Origin of the sequence: Streptomyces similanensis (assembly GCF_039543625.1) — a bacterium.
In the GTDB taxonomy this organism is placed as follows: domain Bacteria; phylum Actinomycetota; class Actinomycetes; order Streptomycetales; family Streptomycetaceae; genus Streptomyces; species Streptomyces similanensis.
This window is the reverse complement of sequence record NZ_BAABKC010000065.1, coordinates 12,779-36,041: the sequence shown is the minus strand read 5'-3', so window position 1 is coordinate 36,041 and position 23,263 is coordinate 12,779. Positions and strand designations below refer to the sequence as shown.

24 protein-coding genes are annotated in these 23,263 nt (G+C 71.5%); 18 read left to right on the top strand and 6 right to left on the bottom strand.

Annotation, left to right across the window (positions count from 1 at the left end):
* Positions 1-202 precede the first annotated feature (202 nt).
* On the top strand, positions 203-1,855 hold the full coding sequence (locus ABEB07_RS22175) for an RDD family protein (RefSeq protein WP_345669945.1): 1,653 nt from the start codon (positions 203-205) through the stop codon (positions 1,853-1,855).
* A gap of 98 nt (positions 1,856-1,953) precedes the next feature.
* On the top strand, positions 1,954-2,724 hold the full coding sequence (locus tag ABEB07_RS22170; RefSeq protein WP_345669944.1) for an RDD family protein: 771 nt from the start codon (positions 1,954-1,956) through the stop codon (positions 2,722-2,724).
* Between the two features lie 37 nt (positions 2,725-2,761).
* Here ABEB07_RS22170 and ABEB07_RS22165 read toward each other — a convergent pair whose 3' ends face one another.
* Complete coding sequence (locus ABEB07_RS22165; protein ID WP_345669943.1) at positions 2,762-3,112, bottom strand: hypothetical protein; 351 nt, start codon at positions 3,110-3,112, stop codon at positions 2,762-2,764.
* 413 nt (positions 3,113-3,525) lie between these two features.
* On the opposite strand from ABEB07_RS22165, the gene ABEB07_RS22160 reads away from it, so the two are divergent.
* Both ABEB07_RS22160 and ABEB07_RS22155 read left to right on the top strand, forming a co-directional pair.
* Entirely contained in the window at positions 3,526-5,874 is a 2,349-nt protein-coding gene (locus ABEB07_RS22160; protein WP_345669942.1) for an immune inhibitor A domain-containing protein, read from the top strand.
* Between the two features lie 121 nt (positions 5,875-5,995).
* Positions 5,996-6,346, top strand: a complete 351-nt coding sequence (locus ABEB07_RS22155; protein WP_176149154.1) for a hypothetical protein — start codon at positions 5,996-5,998, stop codon at positions 6,344-6,346.
* 47 nt (positions 6,347-6,393) lie between these two features.
* Here ABEB07_RS22155 and ABEB07_RS22150 read toward each other — a convergent pair whose 3' ends face one another.
* Positions 6,394-6,981 carry a nicotinamidase gene (locus ABEB07_RS22150; RefSeq protein WP_164588933.1) on the bottom strand — a complete coding sequence of 196 codons (588 nt, stop codon included), beginning with the start codon at positions 6,979-6,981 and terminating at the stop codon, positions 6,394-6,396.
* Between the two features lie 80 nt (positions 6,982-7,061).
* Positions 7,062-8,408: a nicotinate phosphoribosyltransferase gene (locus ABEB07_RS22145; RefSeq protein WP_164588932.1), complete on the bottom strand. Its 1,347-nt coding sequence runs from the start codon at positions 8,406-8,408 to the stop codon at positions 7,062-7,064.
* Between the two features lie 172 nt (positions 8,409-8,580).
* On the opposite strand from ABEB07_RS22145, the gene clpS reads away from it, so the two are divergent.
* From clpS to ABEB07_RS22100, 9 genes are all read left to right on the top strand, one after another.
* Positions 8,581-8,898, top strand: coding sequence for an ATP-dependent Clp protease adapter ClpS (gene clpS / locus ABEB07_RS22140; RefSeq protein WP_164588931.1), 318 nt, complete (start codon positions 8,581-8,583; stop codon positions 8,896-8,898).
* A gap of 40 nt (positions 8,899-8,938) precedes the next feature.
* Positions 8,939-9,544, top strand: a complete 606-nt coding sequence (locus ABEB07_RS22135) for a DUF2017 domain-containing protein (protein ID WP_164588930.1) — start codon at positions 8,939-8,941, stop codon at positions 9,542-9,544.
* A 326-nt stretch (positions 9,545-9,870) separates the two neighbouring features.
* Entirely contained in the window at positions 9,871-11,292 is a 1,422-nt protein-coding gene (locus tag ABEB07_RS22130) for an amino acid permease (RefSeq protein ID WP_345669941.1), read from the top strand.
* 131 nt (positions 11,293-11,423) lie between these two features.
* Entirely contained in the window at positions 11,424-11,846 is a 423-nt protein-coding gene (locus tag ABEB07_RS22125; protein WP_176149150.1) for a M67 family metallopeptidase, read from the top strand.
* 90 nt (positions 11,847-11,936) lie between these two features.
* The gene (locus ABEB07_RS22120; RefSeq protein ID WP_343235944.1) at positions 11,937-12,032 is read left to right on the top strand and encodes a putative leader peptide; all 96 of its coding nucleotides are present in this window, start codon (positions 11,937-11,939) and stop codon (positions 12,030-12,032) included.
* A gap of 118 nt (positions 12,033-12,150) precedes the next feature.
* Positions 12,151-12,429, top strand: coding sequence for a MoaD/ThiS family protein (locus ABEB07_RS22115; protein WP_345669940.1), 279 nt, complete (start codon positions 12,151-12,153; stop codon positions 12,427-12,429).
* A 17-nt stretch (positions 12,430-12,446) separates the two neighbouring features.
* On the top strand, positions 12,447-13,397 hold the full coding sequence (locus tag ABEB07_RS22110; RefSeq protein WP_345669939.1) for a PLP-dependent cysteine synthase family protein: 951 nt from the start codon (positions 12,447-12,449) through the stop codon (positions 13,395-13,397).
* Positions 13,398-13,712: 315 nt separating this feature from the next.
* Positions 13,713-15,794: a putative Ig domain-containing protein gene (locus ABEB07_RS22105; RefSeq protein WP_345669938.1), complete on the top strand. Its 2,082-nt coding sequence runs from the start codon at positions 13,713-13,715 to the stop codon at positions 15,792-15,794.
* Positions 15,795-15,960: 166 nt separating this feature from the next.
* Positions 15,961-16,512, top strand: a complete 552-nt coding sequence (locus tag ABEB07_RS22100) for a hypothetical protein (RefSeq protein ID WP_345669937.1) — start codon at positions 15,961-15,963, stop codon at positions 16,510-16,512.
* Positions 16,513-16,542: 30 nt separating this feature from the next.
* Here ABEB07_RS22100 and ABEB07_RS22095 read toward each other — a convergent pair whose 3' ends face one another.
* Positions 16,543-16,998 carry a type II toxin-antitoxin system PemK/MazF family toxin gene (locus ABEB07_RS22095; protein ID WP_164588924.1) on the bottom strand — a complete coding sequence of 152 codons (456 nt, stop codon included), beginning with the start codon at positions 16,996-16,998 and terminating at the stop codon, positions 16,543-16,545.
* A 212-nt stretch (positions 16,999-17,210) separates the two neighbouring features.
* On the opposite strand from ABEB07_RS22095, the gene ABEB07_RS22090 reads away from it, so the two are divergent.
* A complete protein-coding gene (locus ABEB07_RS22090) occupies positions 17,211-17,963 on the top strand; it encodes an MBL fold metallo-hydrolase (protein ID WP_164588923.1) in 753 nt (250 codons plus the stop codon).
* An 87-nt stretch (positions 17,964-18,050) separates the two neighbouring features.
* On the opposite strand, the gene ABEB07_RS22085 is transcribed toward ABEB07_RS22090, so the two are convergent.
* Both ABEB07_RS22085 and ABEB07_RS22080 read right to left on the bottom strand, forming a co-directional pair.
* A complete protein-coding gene (locus tag ABEB07_RS22085; protein WP_345669936.1) occupies positions 18,051-19,307 on the bottom strand; it encodes a PTS transporter subunit EIIC in 1,257 nt (418 codons plus the stop codon).
* A gap of 194 nt (positions 19,308-19,501) precedes the next feature.
* Positions 19,502-20,797 (bottom strand): PTS transporter subunit EIIC, encoded by a 1,296-nt coding sequence (locus ABEB07_RS22080; protein ID WP_345669935.1) that lies wholly within the window; start codon positions 20,795-20,797, stop codon positions 19,502-19,504.
* Between the two features lie 174 nt (positions 20,798-20,971).
* Between ABEB07_RS22080 and ABEB07_RS22075 the strand changes: the two genes are divergently transcribed.
* The 4 genes from ABEB07_RS22075 (at position 20,972) to rdgB (ending at position 23,216) form a co-directional block, all read left to right on the top strand.
* Positions 20,972-21,205 carry a glucose PTS transporter subunit EIIB gene (locus ABEB07_RS22075; RefSeq protein WP_164588920.1) on the top strand — a complete coding sequence of 78 codons (234 nt, stop codon included), beginning with the start codon at positions 20,972-20,974 and terminating at the stop codon, positions 21,203-21,205.
* Positions 21,206-21,295: 90 nt separating this feature from the next.
* The gene (rph, locus tag ABEB07_RS22070; RefSeq protein WP_164588919.1) at positions 21,296-22,030 is read left to right on the top strand and encodes a ribonuclease PH; all 735 of its coding nucleotides are present in this window, start codon (positions 21,296-21,298) and stop codon (positions 22,028-22,030) included.
* A 123-nt stretch (positions 22,031-22,153) separates the two neighbouring features.
* Positions 22,154-22,561: a hypothetical protein gene (locus ABEB07_RS22065; RefSeq protein WP_176149143.1), complete on the top strand. Its 408-nt coding sequence runs from the start codon at positions 22,154-22,156 to the stop codon at positions 22,559-22,561.
* Between the two features lie 52 nt (positions 22,562-22,613).
* Positions 22,614-23,216, top strand: coding sequence for an RdgB/HAM1 family non-canonical purine NTP pyrophosphatase (gene rdgB, locus ABEB07_RS22060; RefSeq protein WP_176149142.1), 603 nt, complete (start codon positions 22,614-22,616; stop codon positions 23,214-23,216).
* The last annotated feature ends 47 nt before the right edge of the window (positions 23,217-23,263 follow it).

Below are 23,263 nucleotides of genomic sequence, written 5' to 3'. Positions count from 1 at the left end.
CGGGCGGTCCCGGATTACGCCGCCCGACGGATCTTTGCCCACCCTTTTCCACCGGCGTCCCCCTGCTTACGCCGATGCGAAGTACGTGCCCGAGGTTGCCCGGAAAGGAGTGGGTCCGGCGGGACTGGCGCTGCGGGGTGCGCGGGTCTGATAGATGTGGAGGCCCCCAAGACGGCCCCCGAGCAGATACGGGACGACGGACATGAGCGCCCCAACCCCGGCACCAGGTGACGACAGGCCCCGCGAGGGGTACTACCCGGACCCGTCCATCCCCGGCTACGTCCGGTACTGGGACGGCGCCTCCTGGGTGCCGGGCACCAGCCGGCCGGCGCCCGCCGACGGCGAGCCGCTCAGCCCGCCGCCCGGGGTGCGACCCGCGCGTCCCGCGGCCCCGGCGCTGGAGGAGACCGGCCCGCACTTCTTCGACGAGGACCCGGTCGAGGAGCCGGAACCGTCCGGACCGGCCGGTCAGGGCGGGGGAGCCCGTCCCGAACCGGCGGCGGCCTGGGGCGCCGACCGGTCCCGGCAGTCCGGCTTCGGCGGCGACCAGGACCGCCGGGTCTCCTGGGGCGAGCCCGACCCCGCGGCCGACCCGCGGCTCCCGCGCGGCGACGGTCCGGCGCTCGCGCCCGAGGCGCGGGCCGACGTGCCGGGCCACACCCTGCCGCACGGTCAGGACGCGTCAGCGCCCGGGCAGTCGGAGCCCGGCACCTTCGTGTTCCGCCGTCCCACGGACGACGACGCGCCGGGCGGGACCGCCTCCGCACACGGCATCCCGGGCCCGGCGGGGCCCCGCGCCGACGACGGCACCATGACCTTCCGCCCGGTGCCCGGCCCGGCCCGGCACGGCGGTCCGGCCGGTGCCGGGTCGCCGTCCGTGCCCGCCCAGGGGTCGCCCCGGCCGGCGGGCACCGCCCCGCAGGGTCCGGTGGGCGCGCCCGAGCTGCCCGCGGCCCCCGGCTTCGGCGCCGGGAAGGCCGCCGCCGCCCGCGCCTCGGCCGCGCCGGGCCAGGTCCCGGGCCAGACCCCGCACCACCCGCACCACCCGCAGGGCCCCGCCCAGGGACAGGGCCAGGGACACCCGCAGGGGCAGCCGCCCGCCGCCCTGCACTCCGCGCCGCCCGGACCGTCCCTCCCCTCCGCGCCGTCGGCCCCCGCGCTGCCCCACCAGTCCGGCCTGCCTCAACCCGGTCTGCCCCAGTCCGCCCCGGCCGCCGCCGTACCCGCGCCCGTGACCAGTGGCCCCGGCGGCGGGCAGGCGTCCTGGGCGCAGCAGGTGCACCAGCTCGCCGGGACGGGGGAGGACCAGCCGGTCGCGCCCTGGAAGCCGCCGGTCGAGGACGTGTTCCAGGCGGCGGCGCGCCGGCAGGCGGAGGCCCGGCCGGCCGGTCTCGGCAGACGGCTGGCCGCCCGGCTGGTCGACTCGCTCGTCCTCGGCGCCGTCACCGCCGTGGCCGCCGTACCGCTCGGCGCCAAGGCGGTCGACCACGTCGACGCGAAGCTCGACGCGGCCAGGCTCTCCGGACAGACGGTCACCGTCTGGCTGCTGGACGGCACGACGGCGACGTGTCTCGGCGTCGTGCTGGCCGTGCTGCTGCTCTCCGGCGTGGTCTGCGAGGCGCTGCCCACCGCCAAGTGGGGCCGCACCCTGGGCAAGAAGCTGTGCGGCCTCCAGGTGCGCGACATCGAGGCGCACGAGCCGCCCTCGTTCGGGGCCGCGCTGCGCCGCTGGCTCGTCTACAGCGTGCCCGGACTGCTCGGGATCGGGCTGCTGGGCGTCCTGTGGTGCCTGTTCGACCGGCCGTGGCACCAGTGCTGGCACGACAAGGCGGCGCACACGTTCGTCGCGGCGTGACCCGTACCGGTACCGGTACGGGCTAGGGGCGTCGTCCGGGTCATCCGTACGGGTGCTCGCCGGATGCGGTGCGGGCGTCTTCGAGATCCACTCGGCGCATGAGCACCGAACCGCCCCCCGGCTCCGAACCACCCCGCGGCTCCGGAACCCCGCCCCCGCACCGGGGCGGCGGCAACCCGTACGACGAGCCGCCGCACGGCGGCGGCCAGGGCGACGGCGGCGCCGGTCCGGGCGGCGGCAACCCGTACGAGGGCGGCGGCAGCCCGTACGAGAGCGGCGGCAGCCCGTACGAGAGCGGTGGCCCCTACGGGGGAGGCGCCCCGGGCGGCGGTGGCCCGTACGACGGCGGCGGTGGCCCGTACGGGGGCGGCGGAGGTCCGTACGGCGGCGGTGGCCCGTACCCCGGTGATCCCCTCGCCGGCATGCCCCCGCTCGCGGACAGCGGCCGCCGCACCCTCGCCCGGATCATCGACCTGATCATCATCGGCGTGATCGCCTGGCTGCTCACCTGGGCCCTGCACGTCAACGAGTACGCGATGAACGCCGACCAGATCGAGGTCGGCAGGTCCCTCGGCCAGTCGGCGGTCGGCCTGGTGCTGTACCTCGCCTACGACACCTTCATGACGGCCCGGTCGGGGCAGACCCTCGGCAAGAAGTGGCTCGGGATGCGGGTGGCGAACCTGTCGGACGGCTCCACGCCGTCCGTCGCGACCTCACTCGCGCGCGCCGCCGTGCTCTGGATCCCGTTCTGGTTCTGCTGCGCCTGTCTGTGGCTGGCGGTCTGCGGCGGCTGGAGCTTCTTCGACCGGCCCTACAAGCAGGGCCTGCACGACAAGGCGGCGAAGACGGTGGTGGTCAGCACCGAGTGACGCGCCGAGGGCGGAGGAGTCCGGGGACGGCGTTGCCTCAGGACGCCGAGGTCCGCCGCCGTCCCGCGTCCGCGCCCGCGGAGACGGCCTCCCGCCGCTGCGGCGCCCGCTCCCGCCCGGCGGCCGCCCCGGCCCCGGCGGTCCCCGGAGCCGCGCCCGCCCCCGCGGTCCCCGCGGCCGCCCCGGCCCCCGCCGTCCCGGCCGCCGTCTCCGGCGCCTTCGGCAGCGGTACCGTCAGGGCGACCAGGAGTCCCAGGGCGAGGGCCGCCAGGGCGATGACGGCGATCCCCACGCCCGACTCCGTCTGCGACAGCAGCAGCATGGCGAGCGTCGACAGGATCACGGTGCAGGAACCGTAGGCGAGCTGTGCGGCGGTCGGACGAGGCATGGCAATCGTGTCCTCGGAAGGGGTTCGGAGTACGACGGGCTGACCGGGATGACCAGGACCACGGCGACGGCCTGGCGTTCCGCCGGTTCCGGGCGTCCGACCGTCGACTCTATTCGCCTCCATGCCCGAGCGGAGCGGGCGGTAAGCGTGACCTAACCCACGGTGCCGGTGCACAGGGGGCGCACGGAGTCACGCCGCGCCCCCCACGGGCCCGTCCGTGCCGCGTCCGCGTCCGTAAAGCGAACGTCGGCTCCGCATAGTGCACTTGATCTGTTCAAGTCAAGGTCTGTCTTTTCTCGTAAACCTCTAGTCAAATAGCGTCACTTGGCTAAACGCGTTGATCGCGCGCGGACTCGCACCTCACCCCATCCCCCCTTCCGCGCGGACGGACACGCGTCAGGGGAGGACATCAAGTGACAAGCAGAACCTGGACGTTCAGAGCGGCCGCGATCGGCGTCGCGCTCGCGTCGGCCACCGCCGCGTTCTCGACGTTCGCCGTCGCGGAGGCCGCCACCACGGACGCCGCCGCCTCCGTGCACCGGCACGACCCGCAGCCGGAGAAGCAGCAGGAGCACGACCTCGACGGTCCGCTGAGCAAGACGCAGGACGCCCAGCGCCAGGAGGCCCTGAACCAGGTCATCGACGGCCGCAGCAAGGTCCAGGACCGCAACGGCTCCAAGGTCGTCCAGCTCAAGGGCAAGAAGGGCGACTCCAAGTACGTCGAGCTGGGCCGGGAGAAGACCGACAAGATCTTCACCATCCTGGTGGAGTTCGGGGACAAGACCGACCCCAAGTTCGGCGGCACCGCCGGCCCCCTGCACAACCAGATAGCCGCGCCGGACCGCAAGACGGACAACTCGACGGCCTGGCAGAAGGACTACAACCAGAAGCACTTCCAGGACCTGTACTTCGGCACCGGCAAGAAGACCGAGTCGGTCAAGAAGTACTACGAGACGCAGTCCTCGGGCCGCTACTCGGTCGACGGCGAGGTCGCCGACTGGGTCAAGGTGCCTTACAACGAGGCCCGTTACGGCAACAACGCCTGCGGCTCGACCAACTGCCCCAGCGTGTGGAACGTCGTCAGCGACGGTCTGAACGCCTACGTCGCCCAGCAGAAGGCGGCCGGCAAGTCCGACGCCGACATCAAGGCGGACCTGGCCAAGTACGACCAGTGGGACCGCTACGACTACGACGGCGACGGCAACTTCAACGAGCCCGACGGCTACGTCGACCACTTCCAGATCGTGCACGCCGGTGAGGACGAGTCCGCGGGCGGCGGCGTCCAGGGCACCGACGCGATCTGGGCGCACCGCTGGTACGCCTTCGGCACCGACGCCGGCGCCACCGGCCCGAGCGACAACAAGCTCGGCGGCGCCCAGGTCGGCGACACCGGTATCTGGGTCGGCGACTACACCATCCAGCCGGAGAACGGCGGACTCGGCGTCTACGCCCACGAGTACGGCCACGACCTCGGCCTGCCCGACGAGTACGACACCGCGGGCGGCGAGAACTCCACCGGCTTCTGGACCCTGATGTCCTCCGGTTCCTGGCTCGGCCGCGGCGAGGACGCCATCGGCGACCTGCCCGGCGACATGAACGCCTGGGACAAGCTCCAGCTCGGCTGGCTGAACTACGACACCGCCAAGGCGGGCGTCAGCTCCTGGCACAAGCTGGGCGTGTCCGAGTACAACACCAAGTACAAGCAGGCGCTGGTCGTCTCGCTGCCGGACAAGGCGGTCACCACCGAGGTCGTCGCCCCCGCGCAGGGTTCCACCCAGTGGTGGAGCGGCAGCGCCAACGACCTGAAGAACACGCTGACCCGGTCCGTGGACCTCACCGGCAAGAAGTCGGCCGCCCTCACGCTCGACGGCTGGTACGACATCGAGGCCAACTACGACTACCTCTACACCGAGGTCTCCACCGACGGCGGCGCCAACTGGACCGCCCTGGACGGCACCGCGAACGGCCAGCCGATCCCGCGTGACGCCAGCGGCACCCCGGCCCTGACCGGCTCGGCGGACGCCTACCAGAAGCTGTCGTACGACCTGAACGCCTACGCCGGGCAGAAGTTCCAGCTCCGCTTCCGCTACCAGACGGACGGCGGCGTGGCGCTCAAGGGCTTCGCGGCCGACGAGATCACGCTGACCGCGGACGGCGCGACCGTCTTCGCCGACGACGCCGAGAGCGCGGACGCGGCCTGGACGGCGAACGGCTTCTCCCGCATCGGCGCGTCCTTCACCAAGGACTACAAGCAGTACTACATCGCCGAGAACCGCCAGTACGTCTCGTACGACACCACGCTGAAGACCGGCCCGTACAACTTCGGCTCGGCCAAGCGCCCCGACTGGGTGGAGCACTACCCGTACCAGAACGGCCTGCTGATCTGGAAGTGGGACACCTCCCAGGTGGACAACAACACCGGCACCCACCCGGGCTCCGGTCTGATCCTGCCGATCGACTCGCACCCGAACCTGCTGAAGTGGACCGACGGCACCCTGATGCGCAACCGCGTCCAGGCCTACGACTCCCCGTTCAGCACCTTCGCCACCGACGGCATCACGCTGCACAAGGCGGACGTCGCGACGAAGATCAAGTCGTCCAAGGGCGTGTCGGTCTTCAACGACCACACCAGCTCCTACTACGACGCCGCGAACCCGGCGGCCGGGGTCAAGGTCACTGACACCAACACCAAGATCAAGATCACCAAGGAGGCCAAGAACGGCTCCACGATCGAGCTCGAGGTCGGCCGCGCGGTCAAGTAGTCAATAAAACCGCAGGTCACAGACGTATCGGCGGCAACCCCCTGGCGGGTTGCCGCCGATCGTGTTTAGGTGCCTGCTGTGACTCGCTTATTGACACCGACCGGAACGGGGACGTGACCGCATGGCCGCAGGAGGTTTCTGCAAGCTGCCGAACGGCCGGGTGGTGGTGGCCCTGAACCTGCCCGGCACCGCCCCCGACGGCGCCGGCGGCGTCCGGGTGCTGGTGCACGCCCACAACCGCGCCCGCGCCCTGACCCGGCTGCGCAACCTCGGCCTGCGCGCGGTCTACCTGCGCGGCAACGGCGCCCCGCCCACCCCGGACGAGATCACCGCGGTCCTGCACCACCCCGACGGCCTGATATGGCGCACCGCCCAGGACGGCGCGGTCGGCGCCTGCGCCGGCCCGCCGCAGCTGTGGCAGCCGATCAGGGCACTGCTGCGCCGGCCCGCACCGGCCGGCGCCGGGGCGTGAGCGGCCACGCGCCGCACGCGGTCCGGGTGTGATCCGGGCGGGCGCCGCTACGCGAGGACCGGCTTGCCGGTGAGCTCGACGCCGGCCTCGCGCAGCTCCTCCAGCGCCCGCTCGGTGGTCGCGGCGGACACCCCGGCGGTGAGGTCCAGCAGCACCTGGGTGCGGAAGCCCTCGCGGGCCGCGTCCAGGGCGGTGGCCCGCACGCAGTGGTCGGTGGCGATGCCCACCACGTCCACCTCGTCGATCTCCCGGTCCCGCAGCCAGTCGGCCAGCGACACGCCGTTCTCGTCGGCGCCCTCGAAGCCGCTGTAGGCCGCAGAGTAGGCGCCCTTGTCGAAGACGGCGTCGATCGCGCCGGAGGCGACGGCGGGCGCGAAGTTCGGGTGGAAGCCCACGCCCTCGGTGCCCGCCACGCAGTGCGCGGGCCAGGAGCGCACGTAGTCGGGGTCGTCCGCGAAGTGCCCGCCGGGCGCGATGTGGTGGTCGCGGGTGGCCACCACGTGCCGGTAGCCGGCCGGCGCCTGCCCGATCAGCTCGGTGATCGCGGCGGCGACGTCGGAGCCGCCGGACACCGCGAGGCTGCCTCCCTCGCAGAAGTCGTTCTGCACATCGACGACGATCAGTGCGCGGCGCATGGTGGGTGTCCTTCGGCTGTCGGGTCAGGGCTGTCGGGGCCGGCGCGGGCCGGACGGAGGGGTACGGACGGGCACCCGCTTTAGTTACCCGAGCCCTCGGTCGCGTACTCCGTCGGAAGGACGGGTTCCCCGCGCGAGAGCTGCGTCGCGGACAGCGGCAGGGCGGCGCGGGCGGCGGCGTGCCGCTCCCGGGCGGCGTCCAGCGGCTCGCGCCCGACGACCTCGCCGCCCTTGACCAGCTCGACCAGCAGCTGCCGGCCGGCCAGCTCGGCGGGGACCGGTCCGGTGCCGACCACCTCGGCCTCGGCGATCCCGTCCGCGTCCAGCCGGCGGGCCGCCCACTTGCGGCCGCCGATGGAGGTCTTGCCGCCGCTGGACTTCTTCGCCACCGCCTTGAGCGGCGCCCTCGGGTCGGCGGACTCGGCGCGGGCGACCAGCTTGTAGACCATGGAGGCGGTCGGGTGGCCGGAGCCGGTGACCAGCTGGGTGCCGACGCCGTAGGCGTCCACGGGCGCCGCCGCCAGGGAGGCGATGGCGTACTCGTCCAGGTCCGAGGTGACGACGATCTTCGTGTCGCGGGCGCCCAGCTCGTCCAGCTGCTGGCGCACCCGGTGGGCGACCAGCAGCAGGTCGCCGGAGTCGATGCGCACGGCGCCCAGTTCGGGACCGGCCACCTCGACCGCGGTGCGCACCGCCTCGGTGACGTCGTAGGTGTCCACCAGCAGCGTCGTGTCCCGGCCGAGCGAGTCGACCTGGGCCTGGAAGGCGTCGCGCTCGCGGTCGTGCAGCAGGGTGAAGGCGTGCGCGGAGGTGCCGACGGTGGGGATGTTGTAGCGGAAGCCGGCCGCGAGGTCGGAGGTGGAGGTGAAGCCGCCGACGTAGGCGGCGCGGGAGGCGGCCACCGCGGCCAGCTCGTGGGTGCGCCGGGCGCCCATCTCGATCAGCGGACGGCCGCCGGCGGCCGAGGCCATCCGGGAGGCGGCGGCGGCGATCGCCGAGTCGTGGTTGAGGATGGAGAGGATCACCGTCTCCAGCAGCACGCACTCGCCGAAGGAGCCCTCCACCCGCAGGATCGGCGAGCCCGGGAAGTACACCTCGCCCTCGGGGTAGCCCCAGATGTCGCCGCTGAAGCGGTAGTCGGCCAGCCACTGGAGGGTCGGCTCGTCCACCACCCGCCGTTCGCGCAGGTAGCCGAGGACGCCGGCGTCGAAGCGGAAGTTCTCCACCGCGTCCAGCACCCGCCCGGTCCCGGCCACCACGCCGTAGCGGCGCCCGTGCGGCAGCCGCCGGGTGAACACCTCGAAGACCCCGCGCCGCTCGGCCGTCCCGGCCTTCAGGGCGGCCTGCAGCATGGTCAGCTCGTAGTGATCGGTGAAGAGCGCCGTCGAGGGAACATCGACCGGCAGCCCAAGGTCCGCTACGCCCACCAAACTCTCCTAGCCGTGAAACTGCGGTTCTCCGGCGCCGCGCGCCTGTCCTCCGGGGGTCGGTCCCCGGTGTGTGCAGCCTGGCGAAGGATCGTACTCCCATTTCGTCAGTCTGACGATTTGGGGTCGCGGGGCCTGCTCGTTTGTGCTCCTACCCCCCTGTGGTGGCAGCATGGGCCATGTGACGGCAGCCGCACCCATCGAGATCGAGAAGACCGAGTCGGCTCAGGAGGTCTTCGCCGTACCCGAGCCCGACGTCCCCTGGGTGACGATCGTCCACAACGACCCCGTCAACCTGATGAGCTACGTGACGTATGTCTTCCAGACGTACTTCGGCTACTCCAAGGACAAGGCCACCAAGCTCATGCTCGACGTCCACCAGAAGGGGCGGGCGGTCGTCTCCAGCGGGAGTCGCGAGGAGATGGAACGGGATGTGCAGGCCATGCACGGCTACGGTCTGTGGGCCACCCTCCAGCAGGACCGCAAGTAGCCCGCCCGACCGCCCGGACCCGGAAGTAGCGACCCCCTCCATGCCAGGACACTTCGAACCGCTTCCCGGCGGCGGCGCGGCCGTCGCCCTCGACGACGTAGAGATCTCCATCATCCGCTCGCTGGCCGTGCAGCTCCTGGAGCTGATCGGCCCGGGGCCGGCCGAGGACGCCCCGGCCGATCCGCTGGCCGAGCTGTTCGCCGAGGGCCCCAGCGAGCCGCCCGCCGACCCGGTGCTGCGGCGCCTGTTCCCGGACGCCTACGGCGACCCCGGGCAGCCGGCGGCCGACCCCGAGCGGGCCGCCGAGCAACGCGACCACTCCGCCGAGTTCCGCCGCTACACCGAGAACGACCTCAGGGCCGGCAAGCGGGAGAGCGCCCTCGCGGTGATCCGCTCGCTGGACGAGCTGTCCGCGGGCGGCGGGGGAGCGGCGGTGCTGAAGCTGTCGCCGGAGCAGTCCAGGAGCTGGCTCGGCGCGCTGAACGACCTGCGCCTGGCCATCGCGGCGCGGCTGGAGATCACCGACGAGGACGACGCCGACGTGCTGTACGGGCTGCCCGACGAGGACCCGCGCAAGCCGATGGTGATGGCCTATCTGTGGCTGGGCGGGCTCCAGGAGACGCTGGTCTCCACATTGCTGCCCTGACATCCGCCGGTTTATGCCGATTGAGTGTTCGCTCAGAGGACGCTCAAATCCGGATAACGATCCCGTCACCTTTGTGACCAGTATGGTCACATTGTGGCGGGTATTGTCCGTTTCATTCCGTGCCGTGCGTCACATTCGGCACCTGCGATCAGCGGTCCGGGCGTGGTACATCTTCACGACGCCCGGCGAACACCACCCACGTTCGGCCGGGTGCGCCACCGAGCCGGCGACCGCCGGCCAGGCATGACTCCATCATCCGGGGGGATCGAAACCCGATCCGCGGCCGACGAACGGTCCGGGTCGGCATGGAGAAAGGCGCACCACGCATGACCTCAGCGCAGGTCAAACAAGCACAATCCGGCGAAGAGGCCGTGCAGGACGGCGAGGGCTACCACCGCGGTCTCGGCGCCCGGCAGATCCAGATGATCGCCATCGGCGGCGCCATCGGCACCGGCCTGTTCCTCGGCGCGGGCAAGGGCATCTCCAAGGCGGGCCCCAGCCTGATCCTGGCGTACGCCGTCGCCGGCTTCGTCATCTTCCTCATCATGCGGGCGCTCGGCGAGCTGCTGATGTACCGCCCGGTCTCCGGTTCCTTCTCGGAGTACGCGCGCGAGTTCATCGGCCCCTTCGCGGGCTTCGTGACCGGCTGGACGTACTGGCTGTTCTGGGTGGTCACCGGCATCACCGAGGTCACCGCGGCCGCCGCCTACATGACGTACTGGTTCGACATCCCGCAGTGGGTGTCCGCGCTGATCTTCACCGTCGTGCTCTACGCCGCCAACCTGATCTCCGTGAAGCTCTTCGGCGAGCTGGAGTTCTGGTTCTCCATGGTCAAGGTCACCGCCATCATCGGCATGATCCTGATCTGCGCCGGCATCCTCACCATCGGCTTCTCCGACGCCGGCGACACCGCCTCCATGACCCACCTGTGGAGCGACGGCGGCTTCTTCCCGCACGGCGTCGGCAACACGCTGATGACGCTCCAGATGGTCATGTTCGCCTTCCTCGCCGTCGAGCTGGTCGGCGTCACCGCGGGCGAGTCCAAGGACCCCAAGACCGTGCTGCCCCGCGCGATCAACACCGTGCCGTGGCGCATCGCCGTCTTCTACGTCGGCGCGCTGATCATGATCCTGTCCGTCGTGCCGTGGACGAGCTTCCACGCCGGCGCGAGCCCCTTCGTGGTCGCCTTCGAGAAGATGGGCCTGCCCGCGGGCGCCGGCATCGTGAACTTCGTGGTGCTCACCGCCGCGCTGTCCTCCTGCAACTCGGGCATGTACTCCACCGGCCGGATGCTGCGCGACCTCGCGCTCAACAGCCAGGGCCCGCAGTTCTTCACCAAGCTGACCCGCAGCGGCACCCCGCTGGTGGGCACCACGTTCTCCGCCGCGCTGATGCTGGTCGGCGTCTGGATCAACTACCAGTGGCCGGGCAAGGCGTTCGACTACGTCGTCTCCTTCGCCACCATCTCCGGCATGTGGGCGTGGATCGTCATCCTGGTCTGCCAGATCCGGTACCGCGCCAAGTCCGACCGCGGCGAGCTGCCCAAGTCGGAGTTCCGCGCCCCCGGCGCCCCGTTCGCCAGCTGGTTCGCGCTCGCCTTCATCGCCATGGTCATCGTGCTGATGGGCATCGACAAGGACGCCCGCGTCTCGCTGTACTGCGCGCCGCTGTGGGGCCTGATCCTCGGCGTCTCCTATCTGGTGCTCAAGCGCCGCAACCCGGAGGCCGCCGCCTTCAACCGGCGGTAGCCCCCGCGCGGACGTCCGGCGGGAGCGGACACTCGTGGACGCCGCTCCCGCCGCCGCTCAGGACGTCCGCGATACGGGCCGTTCCGTACCACTCCCCGGTACGGAGCGGCCCTCTGTCTATTCTGTGGCCCATGCTCACCATCACCCAGTCGCTCCACGACCAGATCGTCGCGCACGCGCGCGCGGACCACCCCGACGAGGCGTGCGGCGTGGTCGCCGGGCCCGTGGGCGCCGGCCGGCCCGAGCGGTTCATCCCGATGCTGAACGCGGCCCGCTCGCCCACCTTCTACGAGTTCGACTCGCAGGACCTGCTCAAGCTCTACCGCGAGATGGACGACCGCGACGAGGAGCCGGTGGTCATCTACCACTCCCACACCGCGACCGAGGCCTACCCCTCGCGCACCGACATCTCCTACGCCAACGAGCCCGGCGCCCACTACGTCCTGGTCTCCACCGCCGACGCCGACGGCGCGGGCGAGTTCCAGTTCCGCTCGTTCCGCATCGTGGAGGGCGAGGTCACCGAGGAGGAGGTCGAGGTCGTCGCGGACCGCTGAGGAAGCGCCGGTCTCGCCGGTCGGACGGAAACTGTCCGAGGGGCGAGATCACACTCCGGGGCGAGGCCCGGGAATCGTTACGATGAGCGCATGGTTCTGAACGACGTGAGCGACGAGATCCCGGGCACGCTGCTCGTGGCGCGGCTGCACGTCGACCTGTGCAGGTTGAACAGCGCCATCTGTTGACGTTCCCTGCCGCCGTACGGCCCCGCGCCGCGGCGCCCCGCCCGGCGCCCGACGGCCGGGAGCCCCCACGCGCGTCCACCCGAACCGACGACATCCTTCCTGACAGGAGCCCGCCACCATGGCCATCGAGGTCCGCATCCCGACCATCCTCCGCACCTACACCGACGGCCAGAAGGCGGTGGAGGCCAACGGGGAGACGCTCGCCGCGCTCTTCGCCGACCTCGAGACCCGGCACCCGGGCATCCAGGCCCGCATCGTCGACGGCGACCAGCTGCGCCGCTTCGTCAACGTCTACCTGAACGACGAGGACGTCCGCTTCCTGGACGGCATCAACACCAAGCTCGGCGACGGCGACAACGTGACGATCCTGCCGGCCGTGGCCGGCGGCATGCGCTGATCGGCCGCTGAGCAGCGATGCGCTACGACTCCCCGCTGGCCGCGGTGGGCAACACCCCTCTGGTGCGCCTGCCGCGGCTCTCGCCGTCCGCCGACGTCCGGATCTGGGCGAAGCTGGAGGACCGCAACCCCACCGGCTCGGTCAAGGACCGCCCCGCCCTGCACATGATCGAGCAGGCGGAGAAGGACGGCCGGCTCACCCCGGGCTGCACGATCCTGGAGCCCACCTCCGGCAACACCGGCATCTCGCTGGCCATGGCGGCCAAGCTCAAGGGCTACCGCATGGTGTGCGTGATGCCCGAGAACACCTCGCAGGAGCGCCGGGACCTGCTCGGCATGTGGGGCGCCGAGATCATCCCCTCGCCGGCCGCCGGCGGCTCCAACACCGCCGTACGGGTGGCCAAGGAGCTGTCCGCCGAGCACCCGGACTGGGTGATGCTCTACCAGTACGGCAACCCGGACAACGCCGGCGCCCACTACGCCACCACCGGCCCCGAGATCCTCGCCGACCTGCCCTCCATCACGCACTTCGTCGCGGGCCTGGGCACCACCGGCACCCTGATGGGCGTCGGCCGCTATCTGCGCGAGCACAAGCCGGGCGTCCGGATCGTCGCCGCCGAGCCGCGCTACGACGACCTGGTCTACGGCCTGCGCAACCTCGACGAGGGCTTCGTCCCCGAGCTGTACGACGCCTCCGTGCTCACCACCCGCTTCTCGGTCGGCTCGGCCGACGCGGTCACCCGCACCCGTGAACTCCTCCAGCAGGAGGGCATCTTCGCGGGCGTCTCCACGGGCGCCGCGCTGCACGCGGCGATCGGCGTCGGCCAGAAGGCGGTCAAGGCGGGGGAGAGCGCGGACATCGCGTTCGTCGTCGCCGACGGCGGCTGGAAGTACCTCTCCACCGGCGTCTACACCGCGGCCACCACCGAGGAGGCCATCGAGACGCTCCAGGGCCAGCTGTGGGCCTGAGGCCGGCCGGGCCCCCGCCGGGGCGCCGGACCGGGCCGGCCGGACGTCCGGCCGGGCGCTGAATCAAGCACGCGCCAGCCCCCTCCCACGAGGGGGCCAACCGCATCCTATGGAGGGGCAAAGAATTCCCTCCGCCCCTGCCGGTCCCCGTCGGGCCGGGGCTACGTTCCTTCCGCACCTGTCATGTCACGCTCATCGGCATGACGGGGGCCTGAAGTGTCATGCTCATGACTGCGCGGTCTCGCCGCCGCTACGCGCGTCACGGGCCTGCCCCAAACAGAGCGAAACCCCACTTCCCGATGGAGGCAGCACCCCATGCGTGAGTCACGCCCGAGCGCGCCCAGACGGAGCCTGCCCAGGCTCCTCGCCCTCGCCTTCCCCGCGCTCGCCCTCACCGTCGCCGGGTTCGCGGCGGCGCCCACCGCCGGCGCCCAGACCGCGGCCGCGGCCGCTCCCGCGCACCAGACCTCCCGCGTCACGCAGAACGCCAAGGCCCTGACCGCACCCGAGCGGCAGACCTTCCACACCACCGGCACGGCCGGCCAGAAGGTGCCCACCCAGCACCTGTGCGCCACCGCCGAGCCCGGACACGCGTCCTGCTTCGCCCAGCGCCGCACCGACATCAAGCAGCGGCTCGCCGCGGCCGTGGCCGCCGCCGCGCCCTCCGGCCTCTCCCCGGCCAACCTGCACAGCGCCTACAACCTGCCCAGCACCGGCGGCTCCGGCCTGACCGTCGCGGTGGTCGACGCCTACAACGACCCCAACGCCGAGTCCGACCTCGCCACCTACCGCTCGCAGTTCGGCCTGTCCGCGTGCACCAAGGCCAACGGCTGCTTCAAGCAGGTCAGCCAGACCGGCTCCACCACCTCGCTGCCGACCAACGACAGCGGCTGGGCCGGCGAAGAGGCGCTCGACGTCGACATGGTCAGCGCCGTCTGCCCGAACTGCAGCATCATCCTGGTCGAGGCCAACTCCGCCAACGACACCGACCTCGGCATCGCCGAGAACGAGGCGGTCTCCCTCGGCGCCAAGTTCGTCTCCAACAGCTGGGGCGGCGACGAGGCGTCCAACCAGACCACCGAGGACACCCAGTACTTCAAGCACCCCGGCGTCGCCATCACCGTCTCCGCGGGCGACTCCGGCTACGGCGCCGAGTACCCGGCCACCTCGCAGTACGTGACCGCCGTCGGCGGCACCGCGCTCACCACCTCCTCCGGCTCCCGCGGCTGGAGCGAGTCGGTGTGGAACACCAACTCCACCGAGGGCACCGGCTCCGGCTGCTCGGCCTACGACCCCAAGCCGAGCTGGCAGACCGACACCGGCTGCTCCAAGCGCATGGAGGCCGACGTCTCCGCGGTCGCCGACCCGGCCACCGGCGTGGCGGTCTACGACACCTACGGCGGCTCCGGCTGGGCGGTCTACGGCGGCACCAGCGCCTCCGCCCCGATCATCGCCGGCGTCTACGCCCTCGCGGGCACCCCGGGCAGCGCCGACTACCCGGCGAAGTACCCCTACAGCCACACCGGCAACCTGTACGACGTCACCAGCGGCTCCAACGGCTCCTGCTCCACCTCGTACTTCTGCAAGGCGACCACCGGCTACGACGGCCCGACCGGCTGGGGCACCCCGAACGGCACCGCCGCGTTCACCTCGGGCGGCGGCGGCACCGGCAACACGGTGACCGTCACCAACCCCGGCAGCCAGTCGACCACCACCGGCGGCTCGGCCAGCCTCCAGATCAAGGCCGCCGACAGCGCCGGCGCGGCCCTCACCTACAGCGCCACCGGCCTGCCCACCGGCCTGTCCATCAACAGCTCCACCGGCCTGATCACCGGCACCGCCACCACCGCCGGCACCTACCAGGTCACCGTCACCGCCAAGGACTCCACCGGCGCCACCGGCTCCACCTCCTTCACCTGGACCGTCGGTTCCGGCGGCGGCGGCACCTGCTCCGCCACCCAGCTGCTCGCCAACCCGGGCTTCGAGTCCGGCAGCACCGGCTGGACCGGCACCAGCGGCGTCATCACCAACGACAGCGGTGAGGCCGCGCACGGCGGCTCCTACAAGGCCTGGCTCGACGGCTACGGCTCCACCCACACCGACACGCTGTCCCAGTCGGTGACCATCCCGGCCGGCTGCAAGGCCACGCTCACCTTCTACCTGCACGTCGACACCGCCGAGACCGGCAGCACCGCGTACGACAAGCTGACGGTCACCGCCGGATCGACCACCCTGGCGACCTACTCCAACCTCAACAAGGCCACCGGGTACGCGCAGAAGACCTTCGACCTGTCCTCGCTGGCGGGCCAGACGGTCACCCTGAAGTTCAACGGCGTCGAGGACTCCTCGCTCCAGACCAGCTTCGTCGTGGACGACACCGCCCTGACGACCAGCTGATCCACGCCTCGCACGACCCGCACCACGCGGGCAGGGGCCCCGGCCGGCACAGCGGCCGGGGCCCCGGCGTGCGCCGGGGGAGGGATCCTGATGTGCTGGAGGAACGTCACACCGGCATCAGGGCACTGGACACCCGACGACCGGGTCGACGAAAGGCGGACGCCCCATGCGCCGTACGACGCTCTCCACGCGCACGCACCACCGCGGCACCCTCGCCGCCACGGCGGCGGCAGCCGTCGCCGCGGCCCTGCTGCTCGCCGGCTGCGGCACGCAGGACGACGACGGCAAGGGCGGCGGTCCAGGGGCGTCGAGCGGCGCGGCGTCCGCGCCGGCCTCCGGATCGCCGTCCGCCTCCCCCACGGCCTCGGCTTCCCCCACGGCCTCCGGCTCCCCGTCCGACTGCGTGCGGCACGTCGAGCTGACCGCCGCCGACTCCGGGCGGACCGTGTGCCTGACCGCCGGCGGGTCGGTGCGGATGAACCTGGACGGCACCAAGGAACGCCCCTGGAGCCCGGTCCGGGCCGACGGCGGCATCCTCAAGGGAACCAACGCCGGCATCGTGATCCTGCCCGGCGACGCCCTCGCCGCGTTCACCGCGCCCACCCCCGGCACCGCCCGCCTGTCCGCCTCCCGCCCGCTGTGCGCGACCGGCCCCGGCAAGATCTCCTGCAAGGGCATCCAGGAGTGGACGGTCACCGTGAAGGTGACCCGGCCATGAGCGCCGTACCCGCGGCCCCCGGGCCGCGGTTCAGCCGGCCAGGTAGCGCACCTGGTCCCACAGGACCGGGTCCACGACCCCCACCCGGCGCCGGAAGTCCCACACCGGCACCTCGCGCACCTCGTCGGTCTCCAGGAAGCTGGTCCGCCCCTGTCCGTCCCCCACCGAGCCGGGCGGCAGGGGGATCACCCCGGCCCGCTCGTCATGGAACTTGCTGGTGATCTTGGCGACCCGGGCCCGCTTGCCGTGCACCGACAGCACCAGGCACGGCCGGTCCTTGGAGCCGGGACCGTCCTCGTAGGGCACGTTGGCCCACCAGATCTCCGCCGGGCGCGGCCGCGCCGCGGCCGCCCGGCCCTCCGGCCGCCCCGGCGGGCGCGTTCTGCGGCCCGCGGGCCGGCGGCCCCGCCCCCACCCGTCGACGAGCGTGGCGACGAGCGCCAACAGCACCACCGCCGCGAGCGCCAGCCACCAGGACGTGTCCATAAGGACGACGTTACCGGCGCGCGAGACTCGGCGCGCGCCCTCTCGCGTACCTCATGCGCCCCACGTCCAGCCGAACCGGTGACACCGCAGGTGAGTTCGCCCACAACCGCCCTTGCCGGAGGAGCGACCAGCCGTTTCGCGCCTTACGCTCGACGGACCGCACGACCCCCGTCACCTTCTGTATCCATCCCGCCAGCGGAGGTTTCTGCTTCATGAAGCTCACCGTCGTCGGCTGCTCGGGGTCGTTCCCGTCCGCGGAATCGGCCTGTTCGAGCTACCTCGTAGAGGCCGACGGCTTCCGGCTGCTCCTCGACATGGGCAACGGCGCCCTGGGCGAGTTGCAGCGCCACTGCGGTCTCTACGACCTCGACGCCGTCTTCCTGAGCCATCTGCACGCCGACCATTGCATCGACATGTGCGTCTACTTCGTCGCGCGCTACTACCGCCACGAGGGCGGCCGTTGCGACCCGCTCCCGGTCTACGGCCCCGAGGGCACCGAGCACCGCCTGACCACCGCCTACGCCGACACCCCCTCCGCCTCCTCCATGAGCGAGGTCTTCGACTTCCACACGGTCAAGCCGGGCACGTTCGAGATCGGCCCCTTCACCGTGCACACCGAGCGGGTGGCCCACCCGGTGGAGGCGTACGCCATCCGCATCGAGCACGGCGGCCGGACGCTGACGTACTCGGGCGACACCGGCGTCAGCGAGGCCCTGGACGAACTCGCCCGCGAGGCGGACCTGTTCCTGTGCGAGGCCGCCTTCACGGACGGCAAGGAGGACATCCCCGACCTCCACCTCAACGGCCGCGAGGCCGGCGAGGCCGCCGCCCGCGCCGGGGTGCGCAGCCTGGTCCTCACCCACATCCCCCCGTGGACCGACCCGCAGATCAACCTGGACCACGCCCGCGCCGCCTACCCCGGTCCGGTGGCGCTGGCGGCGCCGGGAGCGACGTACGAGATCTGAGTCCGCGCGGGCCGTGCGACGACGGTACGACGAGGCCCCCCGAGCGGTTTCTCCGGCTCGGGGGGCCTCGTCACGCTGCGGCGGGACTCACGCCTTGGTGAGGTCCTCGACCTCCTCGTCGGGCTCACGGCCCGGGGTCTTCAGGTTGAACTTGACGATCGCGAAGCGGAACACCACGTAGTAGATCGCTCCGAAGACCAAGCCGATCGGGATGATCAGCCATGGCCTGGTGTCCAACTTCCAGTAGAGGGCGTAGTCGATCAGTCCGCCGGAGAAGTTGAAGCCCGCATGGACACCGAGACCCCACGTCACCGCGAGGGACACGGCGGCGAGCACCGCGTGGATCACGTACAGGATCGGGGCGATGAACATGAAGGAGAACTCGATCGGCTCCGTGACACCGGTGACGAACGAGGTCAGGGCCAGGGACGTCATCATGCCCAGCACTGCCTTGCGGCGCTCCGGACGAGCGGTGTGCGCCATGGCGAGCGCGGCGGCCGGCAGGCCGAACATCATGATCGGGAAGAAGCCCGACATGAACATGCCCGCAGAGGGGTCGCCGGCCAGGAAGCGTCCGTAGTCGCCGTGCACGATCTGGCCGGTGGCGTCCTTGAAGTCGCCGAGCTGGAACCAGGCCACGGTGTTCACGAACTGGTGCATGCCGATCGGGATCAGGCCGCGGTTGATCAGGCCGAAGAGCGCGGCGCCGACGGAACCGAGGCCGGTCATCCACTCGCCGAAGTTGCTGATGCCCTCACCGATGGGCTTCCAGACCAGGCCGAAGAAGACACCCACCACGATGCCGACGAAGGCCATGATGATCGGCACCAGCCGGCGGCCGTTGAAGAAGCCGAGCCAGTCCACCAGCTTGGTGCGGTGGAACCGCTGCCACAGCACGGCCGCCAGCAGACCCATGATGATGCCGCCGAGGACACCCGGGTCGTTGTAGGTCGCGACTATGTCCGCGCCGCTCTGGACCTTCGCCTCCGTCACCGGGAACGACTGGAGGACCTTGCTGTAGACAAGGAAGCCCACCAGGGCGGCGAGCGCGGTGGAGCCGTCGGCCTTCTTGGCGAAGCCGATGGCGACACCTATGCAGAAGAGGATCGGGAGGCTGCCGGTGATGGCACTGCCCGCGTTGGCGAAGACGGACGCCACCTTGTCCCAGCCGAGGCCGTCGGCCCCGAAGACATCCGGCTGACCGAGCCGAACCATCAGGCCCGCCGCCGGCAGCACGGCGATCGGCAGCTGCAGGCTCCGGCCGATCTTCTGCAGGCCCTGGAACAGGCCTGAACCCCGCTTCTTCGCGGGCGCCGCCTTCTGTTCGGCGGTGGCGGTGCTCATAACGTCCGTCCTCCATCGGGTGGTGGTCTACACCACTCAGTGGTGTAGACCTGTTGTAGCACGATGAAGGTGGCGTAAGGAACCCGCGAATCCGCTACGGAATCACTACGCGGCGTACGGGTCCGCGCGGGCGGTCACCGCCCGGTGTCGGGGCGATCGCGGACCGGTCTCGGACCCCGCCGGACGACCGGTGCTCACGCCTTCGTGGTGTCCTCGACCTCGTCCTCCGGCTCACGCCCCGGAGTCCGCAGATCGAACCGCGTGATCGCGAACCGGAAGACCGCGTAGTACACCGCGGCGAAGCACAGCCCGATCGGAATGATCCCCCACGGCCGGGTCGCCAGGTTCCAGTTGATGACGTAGTCGATCAGCCCCGCCGAGAAGCTGAACCCGTCGTGCACCCCCAGCGCCCACGTCACCGCCATCGACGCCCCCGTCAGCACCGCGTGCACCGCATACAGCACCGGCGCGATGAAGAGGAACGAGTACTCCAGCGGCTCCGTGATCCCCGTGACGAACGACGTGAGCGCCACCGACAGCATCAGCCCGCCCACCTCCTTGCGCCGCTCCGGCCGCGCGGTGTGCGTGATCGCCAGCGCCGCCGCGGGCAGCGCGAACATCATGATCGGGAAGAAACCCGAGGTGAACTGCCCCGCGTGCGGATCGCCCGCCAGGAACATGTTGATGTCACCGTGCACCACCGACCCGTCCGGCTTCGTGTAACTGCCGAACTGGAACCAGATGGGCACGTTCAGGAACTGGTGCAGCCCGATCACCAGCAGCGCCCGGTTCGCCAGCCCGAAGATCCCCGCGCCCCACGCCCCCGCGTCGCTCAGCCAGTCGCTGAAACTCTCCAGACCGCGCCCCACCGGCGGCCACACCCACAGACACAGCGCCGCGAACAGGATCGCCACGAACGCCATGACGATCGGCACCAGCCGGCGCCCGTTGAAGAAGCCCAGCCAGTCCACCAGCCGCGTCCGGTGGAACCGCCGCCAGAAGTAGGCCGCCAGCAGCCCCATCACGATCCCGCCGAACACCCCCGGATTCTGGTACGTGAACGGCGTCGCCGTCCCGTCCGCCGCCTGGCACCCCGTCGCGATCACCCGCGCGCCCGCCGGACAGTCCACCGGGAACTGGCGCAGCACGTTGTAGTAGACGAGGAAACCCGCCACCGCCGCCAGCGCCGTCGAACCGTCCGCCTTCTTCGCCATCCCGATGGCCACGCCCACGCAGAACAGCAACGGCAGCCCCAGCTGACCGTCCAGCAGCGCGCCACCCGCCCCCGCCATCACCTTCGACACGGCGGTCCAGCCCAGACCGTCCTTCCCGAACACGTCCGGCTGCCCCAGCCGGTTCAGGATGCCCGCCGCCGGCAGCACCGCGATCGGCAACTGCAAGCTGCGGCCCATCTTCTGCAAGCCCTGGAACAGCGTGTTCCAGCGCGTCCGCAGCGAAGAAGGCCCGATCTCCGCGCCGCCGGCACTCATGGACGTCCTCCCCGCACCGCGTTTGGCCACCGCACCGACGGTGGTGTAGACCAGTCGGCGGACGGTTCCGCCGTCGTGAACGCCATCATCGGCACACCCACGGCGCGACCGCTCGCGAAGATGGGCCAACTGTGGGTTACTGCGACCAAGCGGTTCGGATCAGGGAGAAGGAACATGGCCAGCAAGGCTGAGAAGATCGTCGCCGGACTCGGCGGCATCGACAACATCGACGAGATCGAGGGCTGCATCACCCGCCTGCGCACCGAGGTCCACGACCCCTCGCTGGTCGACGACGCCGCCCTCAAGGCCGCCGGCGCCCACGGCGTCGTCAAGATGGGCAGCGCCATCCAGGTCGTCATCGGCACCGACGCCGACCCCATCGCGGCCGAGATCGAAGACATGATGTGAATCCGTGAACCGCGCACCGCGGTTCACTCGCAAGGGGCTCTTCCCACCGCGGGAGGAGCCCCTCGCGCACGGGAGGCTAGGCTCGGCGCCATGTCTCGAATCGACGGCCGCACCCCCGAACAACTCCGCCCGGTCACCATCGAACGCGGCTGGAGCAAGCACGCAGAGGGCTCCGTCCTCGTCTCCTTCGGCGACACCAAGGTCCTGTGCACCGCCACCGTCACCGAAGGCGTCCCGCGCTGGCGCAAGGGCAGCGGCGAAGGCTGGGTCACCGCCGAGTACGCCATGCTGCCCCGCGCCACCAACACCCGCGGCGACCGCGAGTCCGTCAAGGGCCGCATCGGCGGCCGCACCCACGAGATCAGCCGCCTCATCGGCCGCTCGCTGCGCGCCGTCATCGACTACAAGGCCCTCGGCGAGAACACCGTCGTCCTGGACTGCGACGTCCTCCAGGCCGACGGCGGCACCCGCACCGCCGCCATCACCGGCGCCTACGTCGCCCTCGCCGACGCCGTCGCCTGGGCCCAGGGCAAGAAGCTGATCAAGGCCGGCCGCCAGCCCCTCACCGGCACCGTCAGCGCCGTCTCCGTCGGCATCGTCGGCGGCGTCCCGCTCCTCGACCTCCGCTACGAGGAGGACGTCCGCGCCGACACCGACATGAACGTCGTCTGCACCGGCGACGGCCGCTTCGTCGAGGTCCAGGGCACCGCCGAGGCCGAGCCCTTCGCCCGCGACGAACTCAACGCCCTGCTCGACCTCGCCGTCGCCGGCTGCACCGACCTCGCCGCGTTCCAGCGGGCCGCGCTCGAACCGCTCGAAAAGTAAAGGGCGCCCCAAGAAGGGCGTCCGCCGGGGGCAACCCGCGGACGCCCTCCCCGCGTCCCTGTGGATACGGGCGCACGGCACACCGCCGTACGCCCGGCCACGACACGGGGAGGGAACCCACGCATGGCCGCGAGCCGCCACCGACGCCTGGGCCGCAGTACCGCCATCGCCGCCACCACGGCCGCCGTCGCCCTCACACTCTCCGCCCTGACCGGCTGCGACGCGATGAACAAGGCCCTGGACTGCGTCCAGAGCGCCGACTCCATCGCCGACAGCGTCACCGACCTCCAGCAGGCGGTGCGGAACGCGGCGGACGACCCCGCCCGGACCGACCAGGCCCTGCGGTCGATCGAGCGGAACCTGAAGAGCATCGGCGACAAGACCGACGACACGGACGTCAACAAGGCGGTCGACGACCTCGGCACGGCGGTGGAGAACGTCCGCACGGCCCTCGCCGACGGCGACCGCACCCCCGACGTCGGCCCCGTCACCGACGCCGCCGGCGAACTCACCAAGGTCTGCACCCCCTGAGCGCACCGGGCGCAAGCAGGAGACCGGCGGGCGGGCGTCGATACTGGTGGGCATGACCCGCCTGATCCTCGCCACCCGCAACGCCGGAAAGATCACCGAACTCCGGGCGATCCTCACCGACGCCGGCCTGCCCCACGAACTCGTCGGCACCGACGCCTACCCCGAAGTGCCCGACGTCAAGGAGACCGGCGTCACCTTCGCCGAGAACGCCCTGCTCAAGGCACACGCCCTGGCCCAGGCCACCGGACTCCCGGCGGTCGCCGACGACTCCGGCCTCTGCGTCGACGTCCTCGGCGGCGCGCCCGGCATCTTCTCGGCCCGCTGGGCGGGCCGTCACGGCGACGACCGGGCCAACCTGGACCTGCTGCTGGCCCAGCTCTCCGACATCGCCGAGGAGCACCGCGCCGCCCACTTCGCCTGCGCCGCGGCCCTCGCCCTCCCGGACGGCACGGAACGGGTCGTGGAGGGCCGCCTGCCCGGCACCCTGCGCCACACGCCCGCCGGCGCCCACGGCTTCGGCTACGACCCGATCCTCCAGCCGGCCGGCGAGACCCGCACCTGCGCGGAACTGACCCCCCAGGAGAAGAACGCCATCAGCCACCGCGGCAAGGCCTTCCGCGAACTGGTCCCGGTGGTACGGGAACTGCTGGGCTGAACCCACCAAAAGGGGCCGCCCATCCGGACGGCCCCTTCCCCTGCGTG

What these genes read in the sequence shown, in the direction of transcription:
- ABEB07_RS22175 (WP_345669945.1), top strand. Translation starts at nt 203, where the DNA reads ATGAGCGCCCCAACCCCGGCACCAGGTGACGACAGGCCCCGCGAGGGG.
- ABEB07_RS22170 (WP_345669944.1), top strand. Translation starts at nt 1,954, where the DNA reads ATGAGCACCGAACCGCCCCCCGGCTCCGAACCACCCCGCGGCTCCGGA.
- ABEB07_RS22165 (WP_345669943.1), bottom strand. Translation starts at nt 3,112, where the DNA reads ATGCCTCGTCCGACCGCCGCACAGCTCGCCTACGGTTCCTGCACCGTG.
- ABEB07_RS22155 (WP_176149154.1), top strand. Translation starts at nt 5,996, where the DNA reads ATGGCCGCAGGAGGTTTCTGCAAGCTGCCGAACGGCCGGGTGGTGGTG.
- ABEB07_RS22150 (WP_164588933.1), bottom strand. Translation starts at nt 6,981, where the DNA reads ATGCGCCGCGCACTGATCGTCGTCGATGTGCAGAACGACTTCTGCGAG.
- clpS (WP_164588931.1), top strand. Translation starts at nt 8,581, where the DNA reads ATGGGCCATGTGACGGCAGCCGCACCCATCGAGATCGAGAAGACCGAG.
- ABEB07_RS22135 (WP_164588930.1), top strand. Translation starts at nt 8,939, where the DNA reads ATGCCAGGACACTTCGAACCGCTTCCCGGCGGCGGCGCGGCCGTCGCC.
- ABEB07_RS22130 (WP_345669941.1), top strand. Translation starts at nt 9,871, where the DNA reads ATGACCTCAGCGCAGGTCAAACAAGCACAATCCGGCGAAGAGGCCGTG.
- ABEB07_RS22125 (WP_176149150.1), top strand. Translation starts at nt 11,424, where the DNA reads ATGCTCACCATCACCCAGTCGCTCCACGACCAGATCGTCGCGCACGCG.
- ABEB07_RS22120 (WP_343235944.1), top strand. Translation starts at nt 11,937, where the DNA reads ATGGTTCTGAACGACGTGAGCGACGAGATCCCGGGCACGCTGCTCGTG.
- ABEB07_RS22115 (WP_345669940.1), top strand. Translation starts at nt 12,151, where the DNA reads ATGGCCATCGAGGTCCGCATCCCGACCATCCTCCGCACCTACACCGAC.
- ABEB07_RS22110 (WP_345669939.1), top strand. Translation starts at nt 12,447, where the DNA reads ATGCGCTACGACTCCCCGCTGGCCGCGGTGGGCAACACCCCTCTGGTG.
- ABEB07_RS22105 (WP_345669938.1), top strand. Translation starts at nt 13,713, where the DNA reads ATGCGTGAGTCACGCCCGAGCGCGCCCAGACGGAGCCTGCCCAGGCTC.
- ABEB07_RS22100 (WP_345669937.1), top strand. Translation starts at nt 15,961, where the DNA reads ATGCGCCGTACGACGCTCTCCACGCGCACGCACCACCGCGGCACCCTC.
- ABEB07_RS22095 (WP_164588924.1), bottom strand. Translation starts at nt 16,998, where the DNA reads ATGGACACGTCCTGGTGGCTGGCGCTCGCGGCGGTGGTGCTGTTGGCG.
- ABEB07_RS22090 (WP_164588923.1), top strand. Translation starts at nt 17,211, where the DNA reads ATGAAGCTCACCGTCGTCGGCTGCTCGGGGTCGTTCCCGTCCGCGGAA.
- ABEB07_RS22085 (WP_345669936.1), bottom strand. Translation starts at nt 19,307, where the DNA reads ATGAGCACCGCCACCGCCGAACAGAAGGCGGCGCCCGCGAAGAAGCGG.
- ABEB07_RS22080 (WP_345669935.1), bottom strand. Translation starts at nt 20,797, where the DNA reads ATGAGTGCCGGCGGCGCGGAGATCGGGCCTTCTTCGCTGCGGACGCGC.
- ABEB07_RS22075 (WP_164588920.1), top strand. Translation starts at nt 20,972, where the DNA reads ATGGCCAGCAAGGCTGAGAAGATCGTCGCCGGACTCGGCGGCATCGAC.
- rph (WP_164588919.1), top strand. Translation starts at nt 21,296, where the DNA reads ATGTCTCGAATCGACGGCCGCACCCCCGAACAACTCCGCCCGGTCACC.
- ABEB07_RS22065 (WP_176149143.1), top strand. Translation starts at nt 22,154, where the DNA reads ATGGCCGCGAGCCGCCACCGACGCCTGGGCCGCAGTACCGCCATCGCC.
- rdgB (WP_176149142.1), top strand. Translation starts at nt 22,614, where the DNA reads ATGACCCGCCTGATCCTCGCCACCCGCAACGCCGGAAAGATCACCGAA.